This window comes from Sphingomonas sp. GW821-FHT10F11, from assembly GCF_058809095.1.
The window spans coordinates 87,880-110,596 of the sequence record NZ_JBXASH010000004.1 but is presented as its reverse complement, the minus strand read 5'-3'; the positions used below and the strand labels follow the sequence as shown (position 1 = coordinate 110,596).

Sequence of the window (22,717 nt, the reverse complement as noted above, 5' to 3'; positions counted from 1 at the left end):
ATCAGCGCGCCAGCCGGGTCACATGGCCCATCTTGCGGCCCGGGCGCACTGTCTTGCCATACAGGTGCAGATGCGCGCCCGGCTCGGCGAGGATCTCTGCCCAGCGGTTGGCGTCCCCGCCGATCAGATTCTCCATCTCGACGCGCGGAGCCATCAGGCCGGTGTCGCCGAGCGGCAAGCCGCAGATCGCGCGGATATGGTTCTCGAACTGCGAGGTGACCGCACCCTCGATCGTCCAATGGCCCGAATTATGGACGCGCGGCGCCATCTCGTTGAACACCGGACCTTCATCGGTCGCGAAGAACTCGAGCGTCAGTACGCCGACATAACCAAGCGTGTCGGCCACACGCCCGGCAAGCGCTGCCGCCTCGGCCCAGTGCCGGGCGATCTCGGTCGGCGCGGGCAGCGAGGATCGGTCGAGGATGCCGTCGACATGCTGGTTCCAGGGCGGCGGATAGCTGACCATCGCGCCGTCCGCGCCGCGCGCCAGGATGATCGAGAATTCGTGGCCGAACGTGACGAAGCCTTCCAGGATCGCAGGGCGCTCGCCGATCTCGGCCCAGGCGCTTTCCGCGTCGTCCACCGTTTGGAGGCGGACCTGGCCCTTGCCGTCATAGCCGAGCCGCAACGTCTTCAGGATCGCCGGCGCGCCGATCCCGGCCAGCGCCTGTTTCAGCTCGTCGAGCGTCGTGACCTTGCGCCACGGTGCTGTGCGGCCGCCCAATCCGTCGACGAAGCTTTTCTCGGTCGCGCGATCCTGCGCGACTTCGAGTGCGGCGGGGGCGGGGTGCACCGGCAGTTTCGTCGCGAGATACTGGATCGGCTCGATCGCGATATTCTCGAACTCATAGGTCACGACATCGGCCGAGGCGGCGAGCTCGTCGAGGACGATTCGGCTGTGATAATCGGCGCGGGTGAAGCTGGAGGCGGTCTGCGCGGCGACGCTTTCCGCATCGGGCGCAAGGACCTGGGTGCGATAGCCGAGCTGTGCCGCTGCGGACGCCAGCATCCGGCCGAGCTGGCCGCCGCCGAGGATTCCGATCGTCGAGCCGGGCGGGAGCGCACTCATTCGGGATCGGTCGCGACGCTGTCCGTCTGTGCCGCGCGCCATTTCTTCAGCCGCTCGGCGAGCAGGGCGTCGCTGGTGGCGAGGATCGCGGCGGCGAGCAGGCCGGCATTCTTCGCGCCGGCCTTGCCGATCGCGAGCGTGCCGACCGGGATTCCGCCGGGCATCTGGACGATCGACAGCAGGCTATCCATGCCCTTCATCGCCTTGGATTCGACCGGCACGCCGAGCACCGGGAGATGCGTCATCGCGGCGGCCATGCCGGGCAGATGCGCCGCGCCGCCCGCGCCGGCGATGATCACCTTCAGCCCGCGATGCTCGGCCTGGGCGGCATAATCGTAGAGCCGCTGCGGGGTGCGATGCGCGGACACGACCTTGGTCTCGTGCGGCACGCCGAGTGCCGCGAGCGCATCCGCGGCATGGCGCATCGTGTCCCAATCGGACGCGCTGCCCATGATGATGCCGACAAGGGGATGATCCGACATGAGGTACCCCGGTGAAAGGAGCGGTTTCCTAACCGTGGGACGCGGTCAGGGCAACTTACTTACGTTTCGAGTCAGCGCTCGCTCAGATAATAGCGGTCGGTCGCGTTCAGCGCGTCGTCCAGCTCGTATACGATCGGCTGGCCGGTCGGAATCTCCAGGCTGGTGATCTCGTCGTCCGGAATGTTCGACAGATGCTTGACCAGCGCGCGCAGCGAATTGCCGTGCGCGGAGATCAGCACGCGCTGACCGGCCTTGAGCGCGGGGGCGATGCGGCCCTCCCAATAAGGCAGCACGCGGGCGATCGTGTCCTTCAGGCTCTCGGTGTCGGGAATGGCGATCCCGGCATAGCGACGGTCCTGCGACAGGTCGAACGGCCCGCCCGCTTCCATCGGCGGGGGCGGAATGTCGAAGCTGCGGCGCCAGATATGCACCTGCTCGTCGCCATGCTTGGCCGCGGTCTCGGCCTTGTCGAGGCCGGTCAGGCCGCCATAATGCCGCTCGTTGAGATGCCAGTCCTTCTCGACCGGCAGCCATAGCCGTCCCATTTCCTCCAGCGCGAGGTTGAGCGTCTTGATCGCGCGGGTCTGCAGGCTGGTGAAGGTCTGGTCGAAGTCCAGGCCTTTCTCCGCCATCAGCCGGCCTGCGGCGCGCGCTTCCTCGGCGCCCTTTTCGGTCACATCGACATCCCACCAGCCGGTGAAGCGGTTCTCGAGGTTCCAGGCCGACTGGCCGTGGCGGATCAGGACGAGGGTCGGCATGGTTTCTCCGGATCGGTCGATGTCGCGCCCGTCTCTAGCGATTGATCCACGCGAGGCAACTTGCGGCGTGCTCTCCCGGCGTGGCATCTGGCCGGCAAAGGAGAAGTACCATGGCGATCGTACGGCAGACACTGGTGTATAACGGGCCAGGCGGGCCGTTCGAGGGCGTGATCGCCTATGAGGACGAGATCACCACCATGCGGCCGGGCGTGCTGGTCGTGCCGAACATCCGCGGGCAGAAAGAGGCGGACAATCTCAAGGCCGAGGCGCTGGCGCAGCTCGGCTATGTCGGGTTCGCCTGCGACGTGTTCGGCCAGGGCAAGCGCACCACGCATGAGTCGCCCGACATGGCGGTCTATATGAACGCGCTGAACGCCGATCGTCCGTTGCTGCGCGACCGGTTACAGGCATCGCTCGATGCGCTGAAGGGGTTCGACCGGGTCGATCCGGCAAAGACCGCCGCGATCGGCTTCTGCTTCGGCGGCAAATGCGTGCTCGACATGGCGCGAGCGGGGCTCGACACGCTTGGCTGTGTCAGCTTCCACGGCGTCTACGACCGGCCCGACTATGCCAGCACGACCCCGATCAAGCCGAAGCTGCTGGTCTGCCATGGCTGGGACGATCCGCTGGCGCCGCCCGAGGCGATGGTCGCGCTCGGCCGCGAGCTGACCGAGGGCGGGGCCGACTGGCAGATCCATGCTTACGGCAATGCCGGCCATGCCTTTACCGACCAATCGGCGAAGGGCTCGACCCGCCCGGGCGTCGCCTATGAGGAACGCGCGGACCGGCGGAGCTGGGAGGCGATGAAGGATTTCCTGGCGGAGCTCTTCTGACGCCTCAGATCGTATCGATCACCTCTGCCAGCACTTCGAGGCAGCTATGCCCGAGCTGCTTGCTGCGTTCGGGCGACCAACCGAACTCGGGGTCGGGGTTCGGATCATGGTCCTTGAACGGCATCTCCAGCGTCATCGCCACCGCACCGAAGCGCTCAGCGAGCTGGTTGGTCGACATGGTGAGGTTGGCCTTGCCCGGGCCTGACTTCTCATAGCCCTTCTCGATCTGGAAATCCGGGGTGTGGTCGGAAAGGCGGCGGGCATAGTCGTAGAATTTCTCGCCGAGGTCGTCGGTCCAGCTCGGGATGCCTTCGAAGCCGGCGAGGAAATTGGCCGGGATCGCCTCGTCGCCATGCACGTCCATCGCGAAGGCCACGCCGGTTTCGTCCATCGCGTTGCGCACGCACAGCACTTCGGGGCTCTTCTCCGCGGTCGGTTCGTGCCATTCGCGGTTGAGGTTCACGCCGGCGGCATTGGTGCGCAGATGGCCGCGGAACGACCCGTCGGGGTTCATGTTCGGCACGACATGGAAGGTCGCCTTGGCGAGCAGCGCCGCCGTCACGGCATCCTCGGCATCGGTCAGCCGTTCCAGCGCGCCCTCCATCCACCATTCGGCCATGGATTCGCCGGGATGCTGGCGGGCATAGAGCCAGACCTGCTTCGGCCCGCCGCCGATGCGGAAATAGTCGATCGCGCGGCCGTCGAGCGACTGGCCGAGCTGGCGGTGCGTGACGCCGGGCTGGAGCGCGGTCGCGGCGACCAAAGCGTCGTGGCGTTCCATCGTATAGGGTGCGAAATAGGCGAACCAGACCAGGTCGCTGTCACCCTCCCAGTCGAATTCGAGCACGCCGTCGGCATAACGCGTCTCGGCCATGCGCCAGTCGATCCGGTCGGTCGAGACGCGTGTCCGGTAGCCGGGCCAGCCGAACGGATAGGCCGACGACCCCGCATTGACGATGCGATAGGTCAGCTTACGCCCCTTGGCCCCCGCCACGCGGAAATAGAACCACTGGAAAAAGTCCGACTGGTGATCGTGGACGATCTCCAGGTCGATTCGGTCTCCGGCGATGGCGACCAGGCGGATATTGCCGCCATCGAAGGCGGCGTTGATCTGAATGCTCATTTGACCGTGATAGAACGGCCCGATTCACCGGGGAACCCCAGGAACAGCGCATGGGCCAATTTGCCTGCCGCCGCGTTCGCCTGAGCCTCGGGTGCCTTGTCGTCGGCCTGGGTCTGGGCACGGCCTTCCCAGATGACGGTGCCGTCGCTGCGCCGGCGGATCTGCACCGACAGCTCGGTCGCGACGACATAGCGCGACTTGCTCTTGCCGATCGGGATGGAGACGCCGCCGCCGATCCCGACGCCGCCGCCACGGCCGCCGCTATAGGAGCCGCCGCCAAGGCCGATGCTGAACGGCGGCGGCTTGGGCGGTCCTTCGAGCGTGGTGCGGGTGAAGCCGACTACGGCGAGATACTGGCCGCGCACATCGGCGGGCGCTGCGGTATAGCCGGATCGGACCAGCTCGGCCTCGACCGCCGAGGCATAAGTCGAGAACTCCAGGCTCGCCGGCCCGCCGCCGGGCATCGGTTCGACCGTGACGGTGCCGCGCTCGAGCGGCGCGCCGAGATGGAAACGCGTCACTTGCACCGGGCCACTGACAGTGGTGGCGCATCCCGCGAGCCCTCCCGCCAGACCGGTTGCCGCGAGTGCGATGAGCAAAGTCCGTGCCGCCGTCATCCTGCCTTTTCCTCCGAACCGATCGTTGCGTCAGTGTAACGCTGTAAGCCGATAACGCACGATAGACGCATCCGGGTTCCGTGTCGCGCGGGTTGACTTGGGACCCTCTCGTCCATATGCGGGCGCCTCTTTCCAAAACCCGAGAATCAAAGAAGCGAATCGATCATGAAGATCCGCAATTCCCTGAAGTCGCTCAAGGGCCGTCACCGCGACAACCGCGTGATCCGCCGCCGTGGCCGCACCTATGTCATCAACAAGACGAACCGCCGCTTCAAGGCCCGCCAGGGTTAAGTGAGCCGGCCGGCTGCCGTCGTCTTCGACGTCGGCAACGTCCTGTATGACTGGAACCCCAGGTTCCTTTACGAGCGCCTGATCGAGGACGATCGGGCGCTCGATGCGTTCCTGCGCGACGTCGCGACCAGGGAATGGCATTTCCAGCACGACGAGGGCCGCCCCTTCGCCGAGACGTCGGCTGAGCTGAGCGCCGAATATCCCGAGCATGCCGAGATGATCGCGCTCTGGGGCCCACGCTTCAGCGAGACGATCCCAGGCATGATCCCGGGCATGGCCGATCTGGTCGCCGAGATCGATTCGGCCGGCGTGCCGCTCTATGCCATCACCAATTTCTCGGGCGAGTTCTGGAAGCCGTTCCGCGACCGGGAGGCCGCGATCTTCGACCGGTTCCGCGACGTGGTCGTCTCGGGCGACGAGCGGCTGGTGAAGCCCGATCCCGCCATCTACCACCTCGCGCTCGACCGCTTCGGCCTTGAGCCGGGCGAGGCGGTGTTCGTCGACGACCGCGAGGACAATGTCGCCGCGGCCAACGGGGTCGGCATGCGCGGCCTGCACTTCGTCGACGCGCCGACCCTGCGGAGTCAGCTGACCGCGCTGGGATTGCTCCGCGCCTGATTCGTCCAACAGCGACTCGGTTTTTTCGCTGTTATGCCGCTCCCCTTTTTTCTTCCGCTGTTATGTTGGAATTTCGGGCCGATTTAGGCGAGCGATTCCAGCGGGTTGAGGTGGCTTTTCCCTGTTACGGCATAACAGCGGAAAAAATGCCGAAAAAGTATCGAAAACGGCGCGATTTTTCCGCGTAACAGGGGCGTGGCACCGCGCCGTTATCGTCCAACATCATCCAGTCATGTCAAAGAGCGCACCCGGGTTGCGGGCCGCGTCACGCTCTCATGATCGGCGCCTGCGTTGAATCGAGGCTGCTTGTCCGCACGTGCCTATTTGTGTACACAGGGTACACATATTGGAGGCTGCGATGGAAATGTCGGTTCGAGAGGCGCGTGCGCAGTTTGCGCGGGCTCTCGCCGCGGTTGAACGCGGTGAACGCGTGACAATTACCAAACATGGCGTTGCGGTGGCGGAACTCGGTCCAGCTCCGGCAAGGAAGACCCTGAACTGGAGTGCGCTTGAACGCTTTCGACAGGATCGTGGCTGGGACGCGCTTACGGCGGAAGAAATGTGGCCTGCGGATTTCAACGATCCGGAATATAGCCGCAAGTCTCTGATGCTTGACGAGAATCCCGACATCGAACCGCAATGACACTGCTGCTCGATACGCATATCGCGCTCTGGCTTGTGCGCGATCCGAGTGTGTTGCGGCCGGCGGAATTGGCGGCGATCGAAGGAAACGATCCCCTCGTGTCGGCGGTTTCGCTCTGGGAGTTGCGCCTCAAATGGGAGCGCGTGAGGGCCTCGGGTGTGAGAAAAGGGCCGGCTGATCCCATGGAGATTCGAGCCGGGCTTGATATCCTGGGGATCGGCATCGTGGCCTTGACACCCGACCAGGCCGCCGCATCGCTAGAGCATCCGACGCCGCACCGGGACCCGTTCGACGAAATTCTGCTGATTCAGGCACAGGAACTGGGCGTCAGACTCCTTACCCGTGACCGGTTGTTGATTGGCCACCCCCTGGCTCTCGTGCCCTAGGCCTCAGCCGCCATAGCCCTTCAGCTCGTCGCCGGTCACCCGCACGACGTGCAGCACATTGGTTGATCCGGGGGTGCGGAACGGCACGCCGGCGATGAGGATCACCCGGTCGCCGGCGTTGGCGATATTGTGGCGCAGCGCCATGCGCTTGGCCTTGGCGACCATATCCTCGAAGGATTCGACGTCGCGGGTGTGCACCGCATGCGTGCCCCAGAGCAGGCCGAGCCGCCGCGCGGTCTCGATCTTCGGGGTCAGCACCAGTAGCGGCACCGAAGGGCGCTCGCGCGCGACGCGGCGGGCGGTCGAGCCCGAGGAGGTGAAGCAGATGATCGCCGCCGCCGTCACGGTCGCGGCGATGTTCTTCGCTGCCTCGGCCAGGGCGTCGGCGGTGGTCGGATCGGGGCGCGTTACGGTGAAATGGATGCGGTCGCCGTGCATCGGGTCGCGTTCGACCGCCTCGCCGATCGAATTCATCATCGCGACCGATTCGATCGGCCAGGCGCCTGCCGCGCTCTCCGCGGAAAGCATGATCGCGTCGGCGCCGTCATAGACCGCGGTCGCCACGTCGGAGACTTCGGCGCGGGTCGGGGTCGGCGCGGTGATCATCGATTCGAGCATCTGAGTCGCCACGATCACCGGCCGGCCGAGCCGGCGCGCCGTCTCGACGATGCGCTTCTGCAGCGGCGGCACCGATTCGGGCGGCAGCTCGACGCCGAGATCGCCGCGCGCGACCATCACGCCGTCGCATTGCTCGACGATCTCCTCCAGCCGGTCGATCGCCGAAGGCTTTTCGATCTTGGCCATCAAGGCTGCCTTGCCCTGGATGAGTTTGCGCGCCTCGGCGAGATCCTCCGGGCGCTGGACGAAGCTGAGCGCGATCCAGTCGACCCCCTGGTCGATCGCGAAGGCCAGGTCGCTGCGGTCCTTCTCGGTCAGCGCCGCCATCGGCACGACCACGTCGGGCACGTTCAGCCCCTTGTTGTTGGACAGGGCACCGCCGACCACCACGGTGGTGACGATCTTCTTCGGCTCATGGCTCTCGACGCGCAGCACCAGCTTGCCGTCGTCGAGCAGCAGGCGCGCGCCGGGCTCGATCGCCTCGAAGATCTCGCGGTGGGGCAGCTCGACCCGGGTGGCGTCGCCGGGCGTCTTGTCGCGGTCGAGGATGAAGGTCGATCCGGTGACCAGTTCGGTCCGCCCGCCCTCGAACTTGCCGACGCGCAGCTTGGGGCCCTGGAGGTCGGCGAGGATCGTGGTGGGGCGGCCATATTTCTTTTCGAGGCTGCGGATCGCCTGGATCACCGCGACCTTCGACGCCTGGTCGCCATGGCTCATGTTTACGCGGAACGCGTCGGCGCCTGCCTCGAACAGCTTGCCGATCATCTCGGGCGTGCTGCTGGCAGGCCCCAGCGTCGCGAGCACGCGCACCTTTCGCGATCGGGGGCTGATGGCCTTCGTCATGACAGCGCTTTCCTCGGCTTGTGCGGTGTCGGCTCTAACCCCTATCTCCGCCCGATCAACCATGGAGCGCGTAAAATGGCCGAATTGGAGACGATCGACGATTCAGTGGCGGCGGCGGCGTTCCGTCGGCTCGTCCTGCATTTGCGCCATCGCAGCGATGCGCAGAATGTCGATCTGATGGGGCTGGCCGGATTCTGCCGCAACTGCCTGTCGGACTGGGTGCAGGAGGCGTCGGATGGCGCCCTCGACAAGGAGGCCGCGCGGGAAGCGATCTACGGCATGCCCTATGCACGGTGGAAGGCGGATCATCAGGGCGAGGCGACACCGGCACAGCTCCAGCGCATGGCGGAGAGCGTCGCGAAGAATGCGTGACGGAGCCGCCGCGCTGTCCTAAAGCCCGCCACCTTTCCAACGAATCAACTCCGGGGACTATTTCATGAGCGACGTGATCGCCGCCGACCAGCTTCGCCTTTTCATCGAGCGCATCGAACGGCTCGAGGAAGAGAAAAAGGGCATCGCGGACGACATCAAGGACGTCTATGCCGAATGCAAATCGAACGGCTTCGACACCAAGACGATCCGCACCATCGTCAAGCTGCGCAAGATGGAAAAGCATCACCGCGACGAGGCCGAGATGCTGCTCGACACCTACAAGGCGGCGCTCGGACTGGATTGAGGGACCGGTTCGGCCGGCCCAAGCTTGTCGAACCGCCCCATTATCTTCTAACGCGGCCCGACGACATCAGGGCGGCATCGAGAGACCCATGGCAGGCCATTCCAAATACAAGAACATCATGTACCGCAAGGGCGCGCAGGACAAGAAACGGTCCGCCGCCTTCTCCAAGCTCAGCCGCGAAATCACCGTCGCGGCGAAGATGGGCACGCCCGATCCGGACATGAACCCGCGGCTTCGCGCGGCGGTCAATGCCGCGAAGGCGCAGTCGATGCCCAAGGACAATATCCAGCGCGCGATCGACAAGGCCGAGCGGGGCGACGGGGAAAATTACGAAGAGGTCCGTTATGAGGGCTTCGGCCCCGGCGGCGTCTCGCTGATCATCGAGGCGCTGACCGACAACCGCAACCGCACCGCGACCAATGTCCGCACCGCCGTTTCCAAGAATGGCGGCAATCTGGGCGCGAGCGGATCGGTGAGCCACGGCTTCGACCGGATGGGCCTGATCTCCTATCCGGCAAGCGCGGGCGATGCCGACAAGGTCTTCGAAGCAGCGCTCGACGCCGGTGCCGAGGATGTCGAATCGGGTGACGACGGCCATGAGATCTGGACCTCGAACGAGGCGCTGCATGAGGTGGTGAAGGCGCTGACCCCGGTTCTCGGCGAGCCCGAAGGCGCGAAGCTTGCCTGGAAACCGCAGACCATGGTCGAGGTCGGCGAGGACGATGCCGGGCTGCTGTTCAAGCTGATCGATGTCCTCGACGAGGATGACGACGTGCAGCAGGTGTGGGGCAATTACGACGTGTCCGACGCCGTGCTGGAGAAATTAGGGTGAATACTCCCCTCCCGCTTGCGGGAGGGGTCGGGGGAGGGCGTGTCCATCGCGCTCTGCCGCTTGAGATTACAGGCCCTCCCCTAACCCCTCCCGCTTGCGGGAGGGGGACTTGATCATCCTCGGCCTCGACCCTGGCCTCGGCACGACCGGCTGGGGGTTGATCCGGGCCGAAGGCAACCGGCTGTCGCATCTCGCCAATGGCCGGCTGAAGACCGACAGCGCCGCTGCCCTGCCGCGTCGGCTGGCGCATCTCGATGCGATGCTGGGGGCGCTGATCGTCGACCATGCGCCGGATAGCGCCGCGGTCGAGGAGGTCTTCGTCAACGCCAATCCGCAATCGACCCTGAAGCTCGGCCAGGCGCGTGGTGTGGTGCTGTGCGCGGTGGCGCGTGCGGGCATCGATGTGGGCGAATATGCCGCGCGGCTGGTCAAGAAGGCCGTCGTCGGCACCGGCGCGGCGGAAAAGGCGCAGGTCCATGCGATGGTCGGGCGCCTGCTGCCGGGCGTGAAGATCGACGGCCCCGACGCCGCCGACGCGCTCGCGGTGGCGATCTGCCACGCGCATCATCTGGCGTCCGCGCGGCGCTTGCCCAATCCCTGACCGTCACCCCGGACTTGTTCCGGGGTCCACCGTGCCGCATACGAACGGCGCGCGGCGCTTGCGGCCCGGTAGATGCCGGAACAAGTCCGGCATGACGGGACAGAGCCAGACCATTCCATGATCGCCCATCTCAAAGGCCGCCTCGACTCGCTCGGCATCGACCATGCGGTGATCGATGTCGGCGGCGTCGGCTATCTCGTCGGCGCCTCGTCCCGGACCCTGGCCGCGATCGGCCCGGTCGGCGAGGCGGCGATGCTCCATACCGAGATGCTGGTGGCGGAGGATTTCATTCGCCTGGTGGGTTTCGCCACCGCCGGCGAGCGCGACTGGTTCCGGTTGCTCACCGGCGTTCAGGGCGTGGGCGCCCGCGTCGCACTGGCGATCCTGTCGGCGCTCGACCCGTCCGACCTCAGCCGCGCCATCGCCGCGCAGGACAAGGCGATGGTCGCGCGCGCCAACGGCGTCGGGCCGAAGCTTGCCGAGCGCATCGTGCGCGAGCTGAAGGACAAGATCGGCGCGGTCGCTATCGGCGGTGCAACCCCGGTCGCGACGAGCGGCGCGGGGGCGGATGCGGTGTCGGCCCTGCTCAACCTCGGTTTCCGGCCGGCCGAAGCGAGCGCGGCGGTCGCTGCGGCAGAAGAAGAACTAGGTTCGGGCGCTACCCTCGACGCACTGGTGCGGCTGGCGTTGCGCAAGGCATCCAGGGCCTGAGGATCGCTTGCGCGGTCCGGGAAAAGCGATAGCCTGACGCCATGATCGATAGGGGACGGACGATGAGCAACGTCGCGGTGATTCAGGGCATCTACGACGCGTTCAGGACCGGCGACCTGCCCGGCATCTTCGGCGCGATGCATCCGGACATCGAGTGGAACGAGGCGGAGAATTATCCCTACGCCGTCACCAACCCCCATGTCGGGCCTGATGCGATCCTGGCAGGGGTGTTCGGGCCGATCGCCGGCGACTGGGACGAGTTCGCGGCAAAGCCCGAGCAGATCCTCGATGCCGGCGATCATGTCGTGGCGCTTGGTCGCTACAGCGGCGTGGCAAAGGCCACCGGCACCGCGATGGACGCGCAGTTCGCCCATGTCTGGCGGCTGGTCGACGGCAAGGTCGCCAGTTTCCAGCAATATGCCGACACCCTCCAGACGGCGCGCGCGCTCGGCCGATGATCGCGCGGCTGTGGCATGGGGCTGTGCCGGCGGCCAAGGCCGAGGTCTATCTCGCGCGGATGCGCGAAGTGGCCATTCCGGATTACACATCGACGCCGGGCAATCTCGGCGCGTGGTGCCTGCACCGGGCCGAGGGTGATGTCGTGCATTTTCAGATGCTGAGCTTCTGGCCCGATATCGCGGCGATCAAGCGTTTCGCCGGGGAGGATCATGAGGTCGCCAAATATTACGACTTCGACCGGGATTTCCTGATCGAGCTCGAGCCGAACGTCACGCATTACGAGGTGCATGACGGGTAGAATTCCGCTTCTCGGAGCCTTCCCCGGCGGAGGCCGGGGTCCAGTTGGGGGACGCCGACAATCTGACGTGTCGCGCTGTCGCTGGAGCCTTTCCAACTGGGTCCCGGCCCTTCGCCGGGGAAGGACAGATGGTGGCTACACGATCGGCGTGAGCAGCGGCTCTCCGGCGAAATGCGCGTCGAGATTGGCCACCACCAACGCCGCCATTTCCGTTCGGCTTTCGACCGTGGCGCTGCCCTGGTGCGGGATCAGCACGACCTGGTCCATTTCCCTGAGCGCCTCGGGCACGTGCGGTTCGTCGGCGAACACGTCGAGGCCGGCGCCGGCGATGGTGCCGTCGGCCAGCGCCGCGATCAGCGCGGGTTCGTCGACCAGGCTGCCGCGCGCGACGTTGATCAGCACGCCGTTCTTGCCGAGCTTCGCCAGCACCTCCGCGTCGACGATATTGCGCGTTGCGTCGCCGCCCGGCGCGATCAGGATCAGCGTGTCGCAGGCTTCCGCCAGTGCGCCGATGTCGGAGACGAAGCGATAGCCCGACTCCGGCCGCTCGTGCCGCGCCGTGTAGAGCACCGCGCTGGCGAACACCGCGGCGCGCCTGGCGATCGCCTGGCCGATCGTGCCGAAGCCGAAAATGCCGATCCGCCGCCCGCTTGAGCGCCGACCGAGCGGCACGTTCCAGCCGCCGGCGCGGACCGTGCGATCGTTGAAGGCGATCCGCCGGTTGACCGCCAGCATCAGGCCGATGGCGAGATCGGCGACGTCGTCGGTCAATATGTCGAGCGTGGTCGTCACCCGCACACCGCGCGCCCGGACCGCGTCGAGATCGACCCGCTCATAGCCGACGCCGTTGATCGAAACGATCTCGAGCGCGGGAAGCCGATCAAGCAGCGCCTGGTCGACCACCACTGAGCCTCCGCCGACGATAGCGCGCGTCGTGGGCGGCGGATTGTCGCGGTGCACGACGAAGCGCTTCGCCAGCTCGTCCATCAGCGGGCCGGCCATCGCGGCGGGGAGATACAGGTCGGGAAGGTCGCTCATCATCTTCCTATAGGATGTGCGTGCGATGCCGCCCAGAGCCTGTGCCCGGAGCCTGTGCCCGGAGCCTGTGAACGCGCCGGAAACCCTGCGAAACGGTGGGAAAACATGCTTGTAGGGCTATCCGGGCAGGCCTAGGCTCGGCACGGGTTCTGGCGAGCGGCTTGTCGCTCGGTTTCCCGTGTTCGCGGGGTTTTCCCAACGGCGCCCGGAGGTTGCGTCGAGCTGAAATCGTTCGAACCCGAGTCCTTGGTGTTGGGGAGAGACGAATGAAACGGCTTCTCTTGGTCACGACCAGCCTCCTGCTGATCCTGCCCGATCTCGCATTGGCTCAACAGGGCGCACCGCCCGGACGCGACCGGCCCGGGCGGGAGCGCCCGAACCAGAATGGCCCGCATGTCAGGCCGTCGCGCCCCGGCGGACCGCAAGTCCAGCCACTCCGACCGGGCGGGCCCCAGATCCAGCCGCCGCGTCCAGGCAGGCCTGAGGTACGGCCTCCGCGTCCCGGCGGCGACCATGGGAGGCCGCGTCCGCAGCCGCCACGTCCAGGCATTGGCGGGCCGGGCCAGCATCGGCCGGGCGCCGGCCGGCCGCCGCATTTCCGGCCCGTTCACGGGCCGTCATTCCGCTATCCGCGCGGCTATGGCTATCGTCGCTGGTCGATCGGCGCGCTGTTGCCGGCGCTCTTCCTGTCCACGGCCTATTATTATGATTCCTGGGACAGGCTCGGCGTCGGCGCTCCGCCGCCGGGATATCGCTGGGTCCGCTACGGCCCCGATCTGCTGCTGGTACAGCGGCGTACCGGGCGCGTCGTGGACGTGATCTACGGGGCGTTCTACTGACCCATCCGATGGCCGGGCCGCGGGCTCCCCCCGGGGGCGCCGGTCCGGCTTGACGATCCGGCGATGCCGGTGGCGCCACCCGGCGGGAAAGCGTGCCTTGCCCAGTTCGGCATCGGCGGGCTATCGCCGATATCGTGACCGACAGCGACCGCATCCTGACGCCCGCGCGCAAGCCCGAGGATATCGACGCGGCGTTGCGCCCGAAAACGCTCGACGAGTTTGTCGGACAGAAGGCCGCGCGCGAGAATCTGCGGGTCTTCATCGCGGCGGCGAAATCGCGGGGCGATGCGCTCGACCATGTGCTGTTCTTCGGCCCGCCCGGCCTCGGCAAGACCACGCTCGCCCAGATCATCGCGCGCGAAATGGGCGTGGGCTTCCGCGCCACCTCTGGGCCGGTCATCGCCAAGTCGGGCGATCTGGCCGCGCTGCTGACCAATCTCGAGGACGGCGACGTGCTGTTCATCGACGAGATCCACCGCCTCGCGCCCGCGGTCGAGGAAGTGCTGTATCCCGCGATGGAGGACCGTGCGCTCGACCTGATGATCGGCGAAGGACCCTCGGCGCGCTCGGTCAGGATCGATCTGCCGCGCTTCACCCTGGTCGGCGCGACGACGCGTCAGGGGCTGTTGACTACGCCGCTCCGCGACCGGTTCGGCATTCCGGTGCGGCTCCATTTCTACACCGTCGACGAGCTGGAAAAAGTGGTCACGCGGGCGGCGGCGCTGCTCGACCTGCATGTCTCGCCCGATGGCGCGCACGAGATCGCGCGCCGCTCGCGGGGGACGCCGCGCATCGCCGGGCGGCTGCTGCGGCGGGTGCGCGATTTCGCCAATGTCGCGGGCCGCGAGACGGTCGATGCGGTGGCGGCGGATGCGGCGCTCAACCGGCTCGAGGTCGACAAGCTCGGGCTCGACGCGATGGATCGGCGCTATCTGATGATGATCGCCGACGTCTATCGCGGCGGGCCGGTCGGGGTGGAGACGCTCGCCGCTGGCCTGAGCGAACCACGCGACACGGTCGAGGAAGTGATCGAGCCCTATCTGATCCAACTCGGCCTGATCGCGCGCACCGCGCGCGGCCGGATGCTCAATGCCGGCGGCTGGAAGCATCTCGGGCTCAACCCGCCGGCCAGTTCGCAGGATGGGCTATTCGACTAGCTTCGTCCTGGCAGTACGAGGTTCGCTCTCGATATGTAGCGCCCATGATTTCGATGTCTTACAAGCAAGATATTGAAATAGAAGGAAATTACTACACCCTCTTTAAGGCTTCGTGCGGAGGGATATGGGACATGCTGGTGTCCCATATCTCCCGCCGGGGCGTATCGGAGCGGCAGCGATCGCCTGCCCGATTCAACTCAGCCGGGGCTCCCGCTAGTCGCGCTGCCAGCCTTCTTCCCGGAACAGCAATCATGTTGCGCAGCATTGTGGCCCAGCCCCTCACAATCTGATAGCGCCAAGCCATGCCAAGCGCCGTTGCCTCTGCCCGTGAGATCCTCGTCCGCCTCCACGACGTGATGGCGTCGCGTACCGCGGCGCAGGCGAAGCTCAATTCGGTGGTCCAGATCGTCGGCGAGGCGATGTCGAGTGAGGTTTGCTCGATCTACCTGCTGCGCGACGGCGTGCTCGAACTCTACGCCACGCGCGGGCTGGCGCAGGAGGCGGTTCACGTCACCAAGCTCGCCCTGGGCGAGGGGTTGGTCGGCACGATCGCCCAGGAAGTCGAGACGTTGAACCTCGACGAGGCCGCCTCGCATCCCGATTTCGCCTACAAGCCCGAAACCGGCGAGGAGAAATTCCACAGCTTCGCCGGCGTTCCGATCATCCGACGCGAACGTGCGGTGGGCGTGCTGTGCGTCCAGCATGCCGATCCCCATAAATATGACGATGTCGAGATCGAAGCCCTGCAGACCGTCGCCATGGTGCTGAGCGAACTGATCGCCAATGCCGACCTGGCCGATGCGAGCGGGGCTGCCTCGGCGCGTCCGCAATCGACCGCCGCGATGCGCGTGCCCGGGCTGAAGCTCGTCGACGGCATGGCATCGGGCTATGCGGTCTATCACCAGCCGCGCATCACCATCGAGCATACGGTGGCCGAAGACGTTGAGGCGGAGCGCCACCGCGTCTATGCCGCGTTCGACAAGATGCGCGAGCAGATCGAGCGCATCTCCGCCCAGGCCGAGTTCGGCGTCGGCGGCGAGCATGAGGAGGTGCTCGAGACCTACAAGATGTTCGCCTATGACGAGGGGTGGAGCCGCCGGATCAACGAGGCGATCGATTCGGGGCTCACCGCCGAGGCGGCGATCGAGCGCGTCCAGCAACGCACCCGCATGCGCATGCGCCAGATCGACGATCCTTTGCTCGCCGACCGGATGCACGACCTGGAGGACCTGTCCAACCGGCTGCTCCGCATCGTTTCGGGCCAGATGGGCACCGCGGCGCAGATGGGCCTGCGCCAGGACACGATCCTGATCGCACGCAACCTCGGGCCTGCCGAGCTGCTCGAATATGACCGTCGCCGGCTGAAGGGCGTGGTGCTCGAGGAAGGATCGCTCACCGCCCATGTCACCATCGTCGCGCGGGCGATGGGCGTGCCGGTGCTGGGCCGGGTGAAGAGCGTGCGGCGGCTGATCGGCGAGGGCGATCTGCTGCTGCTCGACGTGACCGAGGGCAATGTCTTCGCGCGGCCCTCCGCCGCGATGGAGGAGGCGTTCGAGACCAAGCTGCAGCTACGCCAGAAGCGCCGTGCGGCCTTTGCCGCGCTCAAGACCGAGGCGCCGATCACCAAGGACGATCACCGGGTGACGGTGATGGTCAATGCGGGTCTCCGCGACGATGTCGCCGCGCTCGACGTGACGGGGGCGGACGGCATCGGGCTGTTCCGCACCGAATTCCAGTTCCTGATCTCGGCGACCCTGCCCGCGCGCGAGCGCCAGCAGCGGCTCTACCGCGACGTGCTGGAGGCGGCGGGCGACCGGCCGGTGATCTTCCGCACCGTCGATATCGGCGGCGACAAGGCGCTGCCCTATCTCAACAAGGAAGATGCCGACGAGGAGAATCCGGCGATGGGCTGGCGCGCGCTCCGGCTCGCGCTGGGTCGCGGGGGCCTGATGAAGGTGCAGGCCCGCGCGCTGCTCGACGCGGCGTCGGGGCGGACGTTGAACGTGATGTTCCCGATGGTCTCCGAACCATGGGAATTCGACGAAGCCCGCGCCTTGTTCGAAACCCAGCGCGAATGGATGAACGCGCGGGGCCGCAAGCTGCCGGCCGAGATCCGCTACGGCGCGATGCTCGAGGTGCCGGCGCTGGCCGAGCAGCTCGACCTGCTGCTGCCCAATGTGGACTTCCTGTCGGTCGGCACCAACGACCTGACCCAGTTCCTGTTCGCCGCCGATCGCGCCAATCCGCGGCTCGCCGAGCGTTACGACTGGCTGAGCCCCGCGATCCTGCGCTTCCTGCGCCGGCTGGTCGGGCCGACCCGTGAGGCGGGCGTGCAGCTTGCCGTCTGCGGCGAGATGGGCGGACGGCCGCTTGAGGCGATGGCGCTGATCGGGCTCGGCATCGACCGGCTGTCGATCACCCCGGCGGCGGTCGGGCCGATCAAGGCGATGGTGCGCTCGCTCGATCGCGGCGCGCTGATGGAGCATATGTCGTCCCTGCTGGCCGCCCCGCCGCGCGACATGCGCGGGGCACTGACCGCCTGGGCGGCAAAAAGCGGCGTCGAACTGGCGTGATAGTGTGACGGGCGGACCAGCAGGCCGTTGACTCAGCGCGGTCCCTTTGTGAGACACACGGCGGCGCGGGAAAATCATATAGGGCGCAACCTGCCTCGCCGGAGACAAGCATGACCGACACCGATCCCGGCGAAGAAGCGACCTTGTTCCCCAAGACCGCGGGCGAACGCCTGCGCGAGGCGCGTGAGGCGCAGGGCCTGTCGCTGGCCGAGATCGCGGCGCGCACCCGGATCCCGATCCGCCAGCTCGAGGCGATCGAGACCAGCAATTTCGCGGCGTTGCCGTCGATCACCTATTCGGTCGGCTTCGCCAAGGCCTATGCCCGGGCGGTCGGCGCCGACGAGGTCGCGATCGCGCGCGACGTGCGCGCCCAGAACGACCAGGGCACGCGGCGCACCGACTATGAAGCCTATGAGATCACCGAGGCGTCGAAGGTGCCGACGGGCGGTATCGCGCTGATCACGGGCGCCCTCGCGGTGTTGCTGCTGATCGGCGCGGGCCTGTGGTACGGCACCACCTTGTTCCGCACCGAGGAAGTGATCGCCCCGGCGCCGATCGAGAATGTCGAGGAACCCGCGCCCATAGCGACGCCGACTCCAGTGACGGGAGGCCAGGTGACGCTGACCGCGACCGACGATGTGTGGATGCGGGTCTATGACGCGACCGGCACGACGCTGTATGAAAACACGCTGAAGCCGGGCGACCGCTACGACGTGCCCGCCAACGCCAATAACCCGATGATCAATATCGGCCGGCCGGACAAGCTGCAGGTGATGCTCAACGGATCGCTGGTGGCGCCGCTCGGCGACGGCAAGGTCGCGATCAAGGACGTGCCGATCGGTGCTGCGGCGTTGCAGGCCCGCGCGAACGGCACCCCGCTCCCGACCGCTTCGGGGACGCCTGCTGCCCCGACCGGCACGTCTGCAACGACCACCCGGGTGCCCGCGGCGCGGTCGACCCCGCGCGCGCCGCGCCCGCCGGCAGCGACCGCGCCAAGCCCGACGCCGACCGCGCCGGCGGTGCCGCCGGCCTTCGCGCCGGCGCCTGCCCCAACCACGGCACCTTAAGGGTGGCGACAGGATGATGGTGTCAGCTATACCCGGACGTTCACCGCACCGGGGGGTGTATATGCGTAAGTTAGTGATGACGACGATGACGGCGATGATGGTGGCGGGCTTCGGCCTGGTGCCGGTCGCCGCGCAGGCGCAAAGCGCGATCGAGGGCCGGGTCGGCCGGCTCGAAAGCGAGATGCGCGCGGTGCAGCGCAAGGTGTTCCCGGGCGGGCGCGACCAATATGTCCAGCCCGATATCACCGCGCCCCAGCAGAATCCGGACATTCCCGGCAGCCCCTCGGGCAGCCCGGTCGCCGATCTGGACGCTCGCGTCAGCTCGCTCGAATCGCAGATCACCAGCCTGACCGGCCAGATCGAGACCAACCAGCACAAGATCCGGCAGATCGAGGATGCCTTCAACACCTACAAGCGCACGATCGATGCGCGATTGCGGGTGCTGGAAGAGAATGCGTCGTCGACCGGCGGAAGCCTGACACCCGGTGCCGGCCCGATCGCGGCGCCGGTTGGCGGCACGACCGCGCCGGTAACGGCGACACCCAGGCCGCCCGTCACGACACCGGTCAAGCCGACGACGCCGCCGCCCGCGACCGGCGCCAAGGACCCGGCGCGCACGCAGAAGCTGGCCGCAGTCGAGAAGCCGGTCAGCGACGATCCGGCCGAGGACGCCTATCTCTATGGCTACCGCCTGTGGCAGGGCCAGTTCTACCCCGAGGCCGAGGTGCAGCTGAAAAAGGTCGTCACGACCTATCCCAAGCACAAGCGCGCCAGCTATGCGCAGAACCTGCTCGGCCGCTCCTATCTCGACGAGGGCAAGCCCTCGCTCGCTTCGATCGCCTTCTACGACAATTACAAGAAGATGCCCGATGGCGAGCGGGCGCCGGACAGCCTTTATTACCTGGCGCAGGCGCTGATGAAGCTCGGCAAGCCGGCCGATGCCTGCAAGGTCTATGGCGAGCTGAGCGACGTCTATGAGGCGAAGATCAGCGCGACGATGAAGGCGGACATAGTCCGCGGCCGTACCGAGGCGAAGTGCAAGTGACCCGCACCAGCGGGTCATCCCGGCGCAGGCCGGGATCCAGCTAAGCAATGTGCGCGTGAGCGCGCCGGACACTGCTTCGGTCGCGCGCTTCCAGCGCGATTTCGAGCAGCTGGGGGAAGGGGCGCCGGGGCCGGGCCGCAAGCTGGGCGTGGCGGTGTCGGGCGGTGCCGACAGTCTCGCGCTGCTGTTGCTCGCCGTCGCGGCGTATCCCGGATCGGTCGAGGCAGCGACCGTCGATCACGGTCTCAGGCCCGAGGCGGCCGATGAGGCCGCGTTCGTCGCGGATATCTGCCGCGGGCTCGGCGTGCCGCACGCGGTGCTGACGGCGCCAGCCCATCTGATCGTCGGCGGCAATCTGCAGGATCAGGCACGCGGCGCGCGTTACGGCCTGCTCGGGCTCTGGGCCGGATCCGGCACGGTGCGCGGCGAGCGCCCCTGGCGCGTCGAGTTCTTCGCCACCGCGCACCACCGCGACGATGTCGCCGAGGGTTTCCTGATGCGTGCGCGCCGGGGCGCCGGTGTGGGCGGGCTGGCCGCAATGGCGGCGGCCCAGGCTTTCCCGGGCGGCTTTCCCGGCCCGCGCCTGCTCCGGCCGCTGCTCGGCTGGTCGCATGGCGAGCTTGCCGAGATCGTCGCCGCGGCGGGCATCGTCCCGGTCGCCGATCCGTCCAACGTGCATCCGCGCTTCGACCGCAGCCGAATCCGCCAGCTGATCGCCACGTCGCGCGATCTGCCGCCGGAACGGCTGGCGATGGCCGCGCAGAATCTGCGCCATGCCGAGGACGCGCTCGAATGGGTCGCCGCGCGCGAATGGCGTGCGCGTGCCGACATCGACCATCACGAGACCGTCTGGCTCGACGTCGAGGGGCTGCCCTATGAGCTGCGCCGCCGCCTCGCGCTCAGGGCGATCGACTATATCCGATTCGAATTCGACCTTCAGGGCGACTGGAGCGGCACGGGACTCGACCGGCTGGTGGCCGGGCTCGATGCGGGCGAGCATGGCACCCTGGCCGGCGTCGCCGCGCGCGCGGGCCAGCGCTGGCGTTTCGAACTGGCCCCGCCGCGCCGATCACACTGATCAACGAAAGCGTTGCGTTGTTCCATTGCCATTAACCTCGCACGGCTTATCTTGTAGCGTGAAAGGTACCGGATACCCATGAACGACAATGACAAGCAGCAGACCCCGGACAACGGGGGCGGCAACCCCTGGATGAAGAGCCTGTTGATCTGGGTCGGCATCCTCGTCGCGCTTGCGCTGTTCGTGACGCTGATCGACGGCCGCACCCAGCCGGCGGCGAGCAGCACGATTCCCTATTCGACCTTCCTCGACAAGGTCGAGAGCGGCACCGTCCAGGACGTCAATGTCGCGGGCGAGGTAATCACCGGCACGCTGAAGGATTCGTCCAAGTTCCGCACCTATGCGCCGTCCGATCCGAAGCTGACCGATCGTCTGCGCGACAAGAATGTGACGATCACCGCGCGGCCCGAGGAAGGTCCGCCGATCTGGCAGTATCTGCTGGTCCAATCGCTGCCCTTCCTTCTGTTCCTCGGCATCGCCTTTTTCGTGCTGCGCCAGATGCAGAAGAATTCGGGCTCCGGCGCGATGGGCTTCGGCAAGAGCCGCGCGAAGATGCTGACTCAGCGCGAGGGCAAGGTGACCTTCGACGATGTCGCCGGCATCGACGAGGCGCGCGAGGAGCTGCAGGAGATCGTCGAGTTCCTGAAGGACCCGACCAAGTTCGCCCGTCTCGGCGGCAAGATCCCCAAGGGTGCTTTGCTCGTCGGCTCGCCCGGTACCGGCAAGACCCTGCTCGCCCGCGCCATCGCGGGTGAGGCGGGCGTGCCCTTCTTCACCATCTCGGGCTCCGACTTCGTCGAAATGTTCGTCGGCGTCGGCGCGAGCCGCGTGCGCGACATGTTCGAACAGGCCAAGAAGTCCGCGCCGTGCATCGTCTTCATCGACGAAATCGACGCGGTCGGGCGCCATCGCGGCGCCGGCCTGGGCAATGGCAATGACGAGCGCGAGCAGACGTTGAACCAGCTGCTGGTCGAGATGGACGGCTTCGAGGCGAACGAAGGCATCATCATCATCGCCGCGACCAACCGTCCCGACGTGCTCGATCCCGCGCTGCTGCGTCCGGGCCGCTTCGACCGTCAGGTCGTGGTGCCGCGCCCGGACATCGAGGGCCGGGTGAAGATCCTGCAGGTCCATATGAAGAAGGTGCCGCTGGCGCCCGACGTCGATCCGCGCGTGATCGCGCGCGGCACGCCGGGCTTTTCGGGCGCCGATCTTGCCAACCTCGTCAACGAGGCGGCGCTGACCGCGGCACGCAAGGGCAAGCGGCTGGTCGCCATGGCCGAGTTCGAGGAAGCCAAGGACAAGGTCATGATGGGCGCCGAGCGGCGGTCCATGGTGATGACCGAGGACGAGAAACGCATGACCGCCTATCATGAGGCCGGTCACGCCATCGTCGCGCTGCACGAGCCGGCGTCGGACCCGATCCACAAGGCGACGATCATCCCGCGTGGCCGTGCTCTCGGCATGGTCATGCGGCTGCCGGAACGCGATTCGTACAGCTATCACCGCGACAAGATGTACGCGAACCTGGCCGTCTCGATGGGCGGGCGCGTCGCCGAGGAAGTGATCTTCGGCTACGACAAGGTCTCGTCGGGCGCGTCGAGCGACATCCAGTACGCCACGGGCCTGGCCCGTGACATGGTCACGCGCTGGGGCATGTCCGACAAGCTCGGCCCGCTCGAATATGCCGAGCCGGAGGGCGAGAGCTTCCTGGGTTATTCGTCGAGCCGTCCGATGCGCATGTCGAACCAGACCGCGCAGCTGATCGACGACGAGATCAAGACGATCGTCGAAGGCGGCCTCAATCGCGCCAAGGAACTGCTCGCCAAGCATATCGACCAGCTCCATCTGCTGGCCGGCGCGCTGCTCGAGTACGAGACGCTGTCGGGCGACGAGATCAAGAAGCTGATCGCCGGCGAGGAAATCGGCCGGATCGACAGCGGCCCCAAGGGGCCTCCGGTCCCGGCCGGCGGTACCTCGATCCCGCGCACGCGGCGCCCCAAGGGCCCGTTCGGAACCCCGGCACCGCAAGGGGCCTGAACCGCCGGGCACCTCGCCCGGA

General features: G+C 66.9%; 26 protein-coding genes. 19 read left to right on the top strand and 7 right to left on the bottom strand.

What is annotated here, in order from left to right; genetic code table 11:
• Position 1: 1 nt before the first annotated feature.
• The 3 genes from AC1RT8_RS13810 to gpmA form a co-directional block, all read right to left on the bottom strand.
• Positions 2-1,069: a 5-(carboxyamino)imidazole ribonucleotide synthase gene (locus AC1RT8_RS13810; protein WP_493076239.1), complete on the bottom strand. Its 1,068-nt coding sequence runs from the start codon at positions 1,067-1,069 to the stop codon at positions 2-4.
• Positions 1,066-1,551, bottom strand: a complete 486-nt coding sequence (gene purE / locus AC1RT8_RS13805) for a 5-(carboxyamino)imidazole ribonucleotide mutase (RefSeq protein ID WP_493076238.1) — start codon at positions 1,549-1,551, stop codon at positions 1,066-1,068. The genes AC1RT8_RS13810 and purE overlap by 4 nt, the downstream gene beginning before the upstream one ends.
• A gap of 71 nt (positions 1,552-1,622) precedes the next feature.
• On the bottom strand, positions 1,623-2,309 hold the full coding sequence (gene gpmA / locus AC1RT8_RS13800; RefSeq protein WP_493076237.1) for a 2,3-diphosphoglycerate-dependent phosphoglycerate mutase: 687 nt from the start codon (positions 2,307-2,309) through the stop codon (positions 1,623-1,625).
• A gap of 110 nt (positions 2,310-2,419) precedes the next feature.
• On the opposite strand from gpmA, the gene AC1RT8_RS13795 reads away from it, so the two are divergent.
• On the top strand, positions 2,420-3,142 hold the full coding sequence (locus AC1RT8_RS13795) for a dienelactone hydrolase family protein (RefSeq protein WP_493076236.1): 723 nt from the start codon (positions 2,420-2,422) through the stop codon (positions 3,140-3,142).
• Positions 3,143-3,146: 4 nt separating this feature from the next.
• Here AC1RT8_RS13795 and AC1RT8_RS13790 read toward each other — a convergent pair whose 3' ends face one another.
• Together AC1RT8_RS13790 and AC1RT8_RS13785 are read right to left on the bottom strand one after the other, a co-directional pair.
• Positions 3,147-4,265 (bottom strand): M14 family metallopeptidase, encoded by a 1,119-nt coding sequence (locus AC1RT8_RS13790; RefSeq protein ID WP_493076235.1) that lies wholly within the window; start codon positions 4,263-4,265, stop codon positions 3,147-3,149.
• A complete protein-coding gene (locus AC1RT8_RS13785) occupies positions 4,262-4,882 on the bottom strand; it encodes a DUF4136 domain-containing protein (RefSeq protein ID WP_493076234.1) in 621 nt (206 codons plus the stop codon). Before AC1RT8_RS13785 ends, AC1RT8_RS13790 begins: the two co-directional genes overlap by 4 nt.
• Positions 4,883-5,047: 165 nt before the next feature.
• Here AC1RT8_RS13785 and ykgO point away from each other — a divergent pair, with 165 nt between their 5' ends.
• The 4 genes from ykgO to AC1RT8_RS13765 all read left to right on the top strand — a co-directional run bounded on the left by ykgO (position 5,048) and on the right by AC1RT8_RS13765 (position 6,820).
• A complete protein-coding gene (gene ykgO / locus AC1RT8_RS13780; RefSeq protein ID WP_004210176.1) occupies positions 5,048-5,173 on the top strand; it encodes a type B 50S ribosomal protein L36 in 126 nt (41 codons plus the stop codon).
• The gene (locus AC1RT8_RS13775; protein ID WP_493076233.1) at positions 5,174-5,791 is read left to right on the top strand and encodes an HAD family hydrolase; all 618 of its coding nucleotides are present in this window, start codon (positions 5,174-5,176) and stop codon (positions 5,789-5,791) included.
• 358 nt (positions 5,792-6,149) lie between these two features.
• Positions 6,150-6,434 carry a type II toxin-antitoxin system Phd/YefM family antitoxin gene (locus AC1RT8_RS13770; protein ID WP_493076232.1) on the top strand — a complete coding sequence of 95 codons (285 nt, stop codon included), beginning with the start codon at positions 6,150-6,152 and terminating at the stop codon, positions 6,432-6,434.
• Complete coding sequence (locus AC1RT8_RS13765; RefSeq protein ID WP_493076231.1) at positions 6,431-6,820, top strand: type II toxin-antitoxin system VapC family toxin; 390 nt, start codon at positions 6,431-6,433, stop codon at positions 6,818-6,820. Before AC1RT8_RS13770 ends, AC1RT8_RS13765 begins: the two co-directional genes overlap by 4 nt.
• Before the next feature lie 3 nt (positions 6,821-6,823).
• Here AC1RT8_RS13765 and pyk read toward each other — a convergent pair whose 3' ends face one another.
• Positions 6,824-8,281 carry a pyruvate kinase gene (gene pyk, locus AC1RT8_RS13760; protein ID WP_493076230.1) on the bottom strand — a complete coding sequence of 486 codons (1,458 nt, stop codon included), beginning with the start codon at positions 8,279-8,281 and terminating at the stop codon, positions 6,824-6,826.
• A gap of 75 nt (positions 8,282-8,356) precedes the next feature.
• Between pyk and AC1RT8_RS13755 the strand changes: the two genes are divergently transcribed.
• The 7 genes from AC1RT8_RS13755 to AC1RT8_RS13725 all read left to right on the top strand — a co-directional run bounded on the left by AC1RT8_RS13755 (position 8,357) and on the right by AC1RT8_RS13725 (position 11,858).
• Complete coding sequence (locus AC1RT8_RS13755; protein ID WP_493076229.1) at positions 8,357-8,653, top strand: DUF1244 domain-containing protein; 297 nt, start codon at positions 8,357-8,359, stop codon at positions 8,651-8,653.
• 64 nt (positions 8,654-8,717) lie between these two features.
• Positions 8,718-8,957 (top strand): DUF2312 domain-containing protein, encoded by a 240-nt coding sequence (locus AC1RT8_RS13750; RefSeq protein WP_372855917.1) that lies wholly within the window; start codon positions 8,718-8,720, stop codon positions 8,955-8,957.
• Between the two features lie 88 nt (positions 8,958-9,045).
• A complete protein-coding gene (locus AC1RT8_RS13745) occupies positions 9,046-9,789 on the top strand; it encodes a YebC/PmpR family DNA-binding transcriptional regulator (RefSeq protein WP_493076228.1) in 744 nt (247 codons plus the stop codon).
• 109 nt (positions 9,790-9,898) lie between these two features.
• Positions 9,899-10,390: a crossover junction endodeoxyribonuclease RuvC gene (ruvC, locus tag AC1RT8_RS13740; protein WP_493076227.1), complete on the top strand. Its 492-nt coding sequence runs from the start codon at positions 9,899-9,901 to the stop codon at positions 10,388-10,390.
• Positions 10,391-10,507: 117 nt separating this feature from the next.
• Positions 10,508-11,101, top strand: a complete 594-nt coding sequence (gene ruvA / locus AC1RT8_RS13735) for a Holliday junction branch migration protein RuvA (protein WP_493076226.1) — start codon at positions 10,508-10,510, stop codon at positions 11,099-11,101.
• 41 nt (positions 11,102-11,142) lie between these two features.
• Positions 11,143-11,559 (top strand): nuclear transport factor 2 family protein, encoded by a 417-nt coding sequence (locus AC1RT8_RS13730; RefSeq protein ID WP_493076225.1) that lies wholly within the window; start codon positions 11,143-11,145, stop codon positions 11,557-11,559.
• Complete coding sequence (locus AC1RT8_RS13725) at positions 11,556-11,858, top strand: antibiotic biosynthesis monooxygenase family protein (protein ID WP_493076224.1); 303 nt, start codon at positions 11,556-11,558, stop codon at positions 11,856-11,858. Before AC1RT8_RS13730 ends, AC1RT8_RS13725 begins: the two co-directional genes overlap by 4 nt.
• Before the next feature lie 135 nt (positions 11,859-11,993).
• On the opposite strand, the gene AC1RT8_RS13720 is transcribed toward AC1RT8_RS13725, so the two are convergent.
• The gene (locus AC1RT8_RS13720) at positions 11,994-12,896 is read right to left on the bottom strand and encodes a 2-hydroxyacid dehydrogenase (RefSeq protein ID WP_493076223.1); all 903 of its coding nucleotides are present in this window, start codon (positions 12,894-12,896) and stop codon (positions 11,994-11,996) included.
• 266 nt (positions 12,897-13,162) lie between these two features.
• Here AC1RT8_RS13720 and AC1RT8_RS13715 point away from each other — a divergent pair, with 266 nt between their 5' ends.
• The 7 genes from AC1RT8_RS13715 (at position 13,163) to ftsH (ending at position 22,695) form a co-directional block, all read left to right on the top strand.
• Positions 13,163-13,735, top strand: a complete 573-nt coding sequence (locus AC1RT8_RS13715) for an RcnB family protein (RefSeq protein WP_493076221.1) — start codon at positions 13,163-13,165, stop codon at positions 13,733-13,735.
• A 134-nt stretch (positions 13,736-13,869) separates the two neighbouring features.
• Positions 13,870-14,892: a Holliday junction branch migration DNA helicase RuvB gene (gene ruvB / locus AC1RT8_RS13710; protein WP_493076220.1), complete on the top strand. Its 1,023-nt coding sequence runs from the start codon at positions 13,870-13,872 to the stop codon at positions 14,890-14,892.
• A gap of 302 nt (positions 14,893-15,194) precedes the next feature.
• Entirely contained in the window at positions 15,195-17,465 is a 2,271-nt protein-coding gene (gene ptsP / locus AC1RT8_RS13705; protein ID WP_493076218.1) for a phosphoenolpyruvate--protein phosphotransferase, read from the top strand.
• Between the two features lie 110 nt (positions 17,466-17,575).
• The gene (locus AC1RT8_RS13700) at positions 17,576-18,532 is read left to right on the top strand and encodes a helix-turn-helix domain-containing protein (RefSeq protein ID WP_493076216.1); all 957 of its coding nucleotides are present in this window, start codon (positions 17,576-17,578) and stop codon (positions 18,530-18,532) included.
• A 61-nt stretch (positions 18,533-18,593) separates the two neighbouring features.
• Positions 18,594-19,577, top strand: a complete 984-nt coding sequence (locus AC1RT8_RS13695; RefSeq protein ID WP_493076215.1) for a hypothetical protein — start codon at positions 18,594-18,596, stop codon at positions 19,575-19,577.
• Positions 19,578-19,632: 55 nt separating this feature from the next.
• A complete protein-coding gene (gene tilS / locus AC1RT8_RS13690) occupies positions 19,633-20,655 on the top strand; it encodes a tRNA lysidine(34) synthetase TilS (RefSeq protein WP_493076213.1) in 1,023 nt (340 codons plus the stop codon).
• A gap of 78 nt (positions 20,656-20,733) precedes the next feature.
• A complete protein-coding gene (gene ftsH / locus AC1RT8_RS13685; RefSeq protein WP_493076212.1) occupies positions 20,734-22,695 on the top strand; it encodes an ATP-dependent zinc metalloprotease FtsH in 1,962 nt (653 codons plus the stop codon).
• The last annotated feature ends 22 nt before the right edge of the window (positions 22,696-22,717 follow it).

Bases quoted from the DNA above. Each gene is read 5' to 3' on its own strand.
- AC1RT8_RS13810 (WP_493076239.1), bottom strand. From the start codon at position 1,069: ATGAGTGCGCTCCCGCCCGGCTCGACGATCGGAATCCTCGGCGGCGGC.
- purE (WP_493076238.1), bottom strand. From the start codon at position 1,551: ATGTCGGATCATCCCCTTGTCGGCATCATCATGGGCAGCGCGTCCGAT.
- gpmA (WP_493076237.1), bottom strand. From the start codon at position 2,309: ATGCCGACCCTCGTCCTGATCCGCCACGGCCAGTCGGCCTGGAACCTC.
- AC1RT8_RS13795 (WP_493076236.1), top strand. From the start codon at position 2,420: ATGGCGATCGTACGGCAGACACTGGTGTATAACGGGCCAGGCGGGCCG.
- AC1RT8_RS13790 (WP_493076235.1), bottom strand. From the start codon at position 4,265: ATGAGCATTCAGATCAACGCCGCCTTCGATGGCGGCAATATCCGCCTG.
- AC1RT8_RS13785 (WP_493076234.1), bottom strand. From the start codon at position 4,882: ATGACGGCGGCACGGACTTTGCTCATCGCACTCGCGGCAACCGGTCTG.
- ykgO (WP_004210176.1), top strand. From the start codon at position 5,048: ATGAAGATCCGCAATTCCCTGAAGTCGCTCAAGGGCCGTCACCGCGAC.
- AC1RT8_RS13770 (WP_493076232.1), top strand. From the start codon at position 6,150: ATGGAAATGTCGGTTCGAGAGGCGCGTGCGCAGTTTGCGCGGGCTCTC.
- AC1RT8_RS13765 (WP_493076231.1), top strand. From the start codon at position 6,431: ATGACACTGCTGCTCGATACGCATATCGCGCTCTGGCTTGTGCGCGAT.
- pyk (WP_493076230.1), bottom strand. From the start codon at position 8,281: ATGACGAAGGCCATCAGCCCCCGATCGCGAAAGGTGCGCGTGCTCGCG.
- AC1RT8_RS13755 (WP_493076229.1), top strand. From the start codon at position 8,357: ATGGCCGAATTGGAGACGATCGACGATTCAGTGGCGGCGGCGGCGTTC.
- AC1RT8_RS13750 (WP_372855917.1), top strand. From the start codon at position 8,718: ATGAGCGACGTGATCGCCGCCGACCAGCTTCGCCTTTTCATCGAGCGC.
- AC1RT8_RS13745 (WP_493076228.1), top strand. From the start codon at position 9,046: ATGGCAGGCCATTCCAAATACAAGAACATCATGTACCGCAAGGGCGCG.
- ruvA (WP_493076226.1), top strand. From the start codon at position 10,508: ATGATCGCCCATCTCAAAGGCCGCCTCGACTCGCTCGGCATCGACCAT.
- AC1RT8_RS13730 (WP_493076225.1), top strand. From the start codon at position 11,143: ATGATCGATAGGGGACGGACGATGAGCAACGTCGCGGTGATTCAGGGC.
- AC1RT8_RS13725 (WP_493076224.1), top strand. From the start codon at position 11,556: ATGATCGCGCGGCTGTGGCATGGGGCTGTGCCGGCGGCCAAGGCCGAG.
- AC1RT8_RS13720 (WP_493076223.1), bottom strand. From the start codon at position 12,896: ATGAGCGACCTTCCCGACCTGTATCTCCCCGCCGCGATGGCCGGCCCG.
- AC1RT8_RS13715 (WP_493076221.1), top strand. From the start codon at position 13,163: ATGAAACGGCTTCTCTTGGTCACGACCAGCCTCCTGCTGATCCTGCCC.
- ptsP (WP_493076218.1), top strand. From the start codon at position 15,195: ATGCCAAGCGCCGTTGCCTCTGCCCGTGAGATCCTCGTCCGCCTCCAC.
- AC1RT8_RS13700 (WP_493076216.1), top strand. From the start codon at position 17,576: ATGACCGACACCGATCCCGGCGAAGAAGCGACCTTGTTCCCCAAGACC.
- AC1RT8_RS13695 (WP_493076215.1), top strand. From the start codon at position 18,594: ATGCGTAAGTTAGTGATGACGACGATGACGGCGATGATGGTGGCGGGC.
- ftsH (WP_493076212.1), top strand. From the start codon at position 20,734: ATGAACGACAATGACAAGCAGCAGACCCCGGACAACGGGGGCGGCAAC.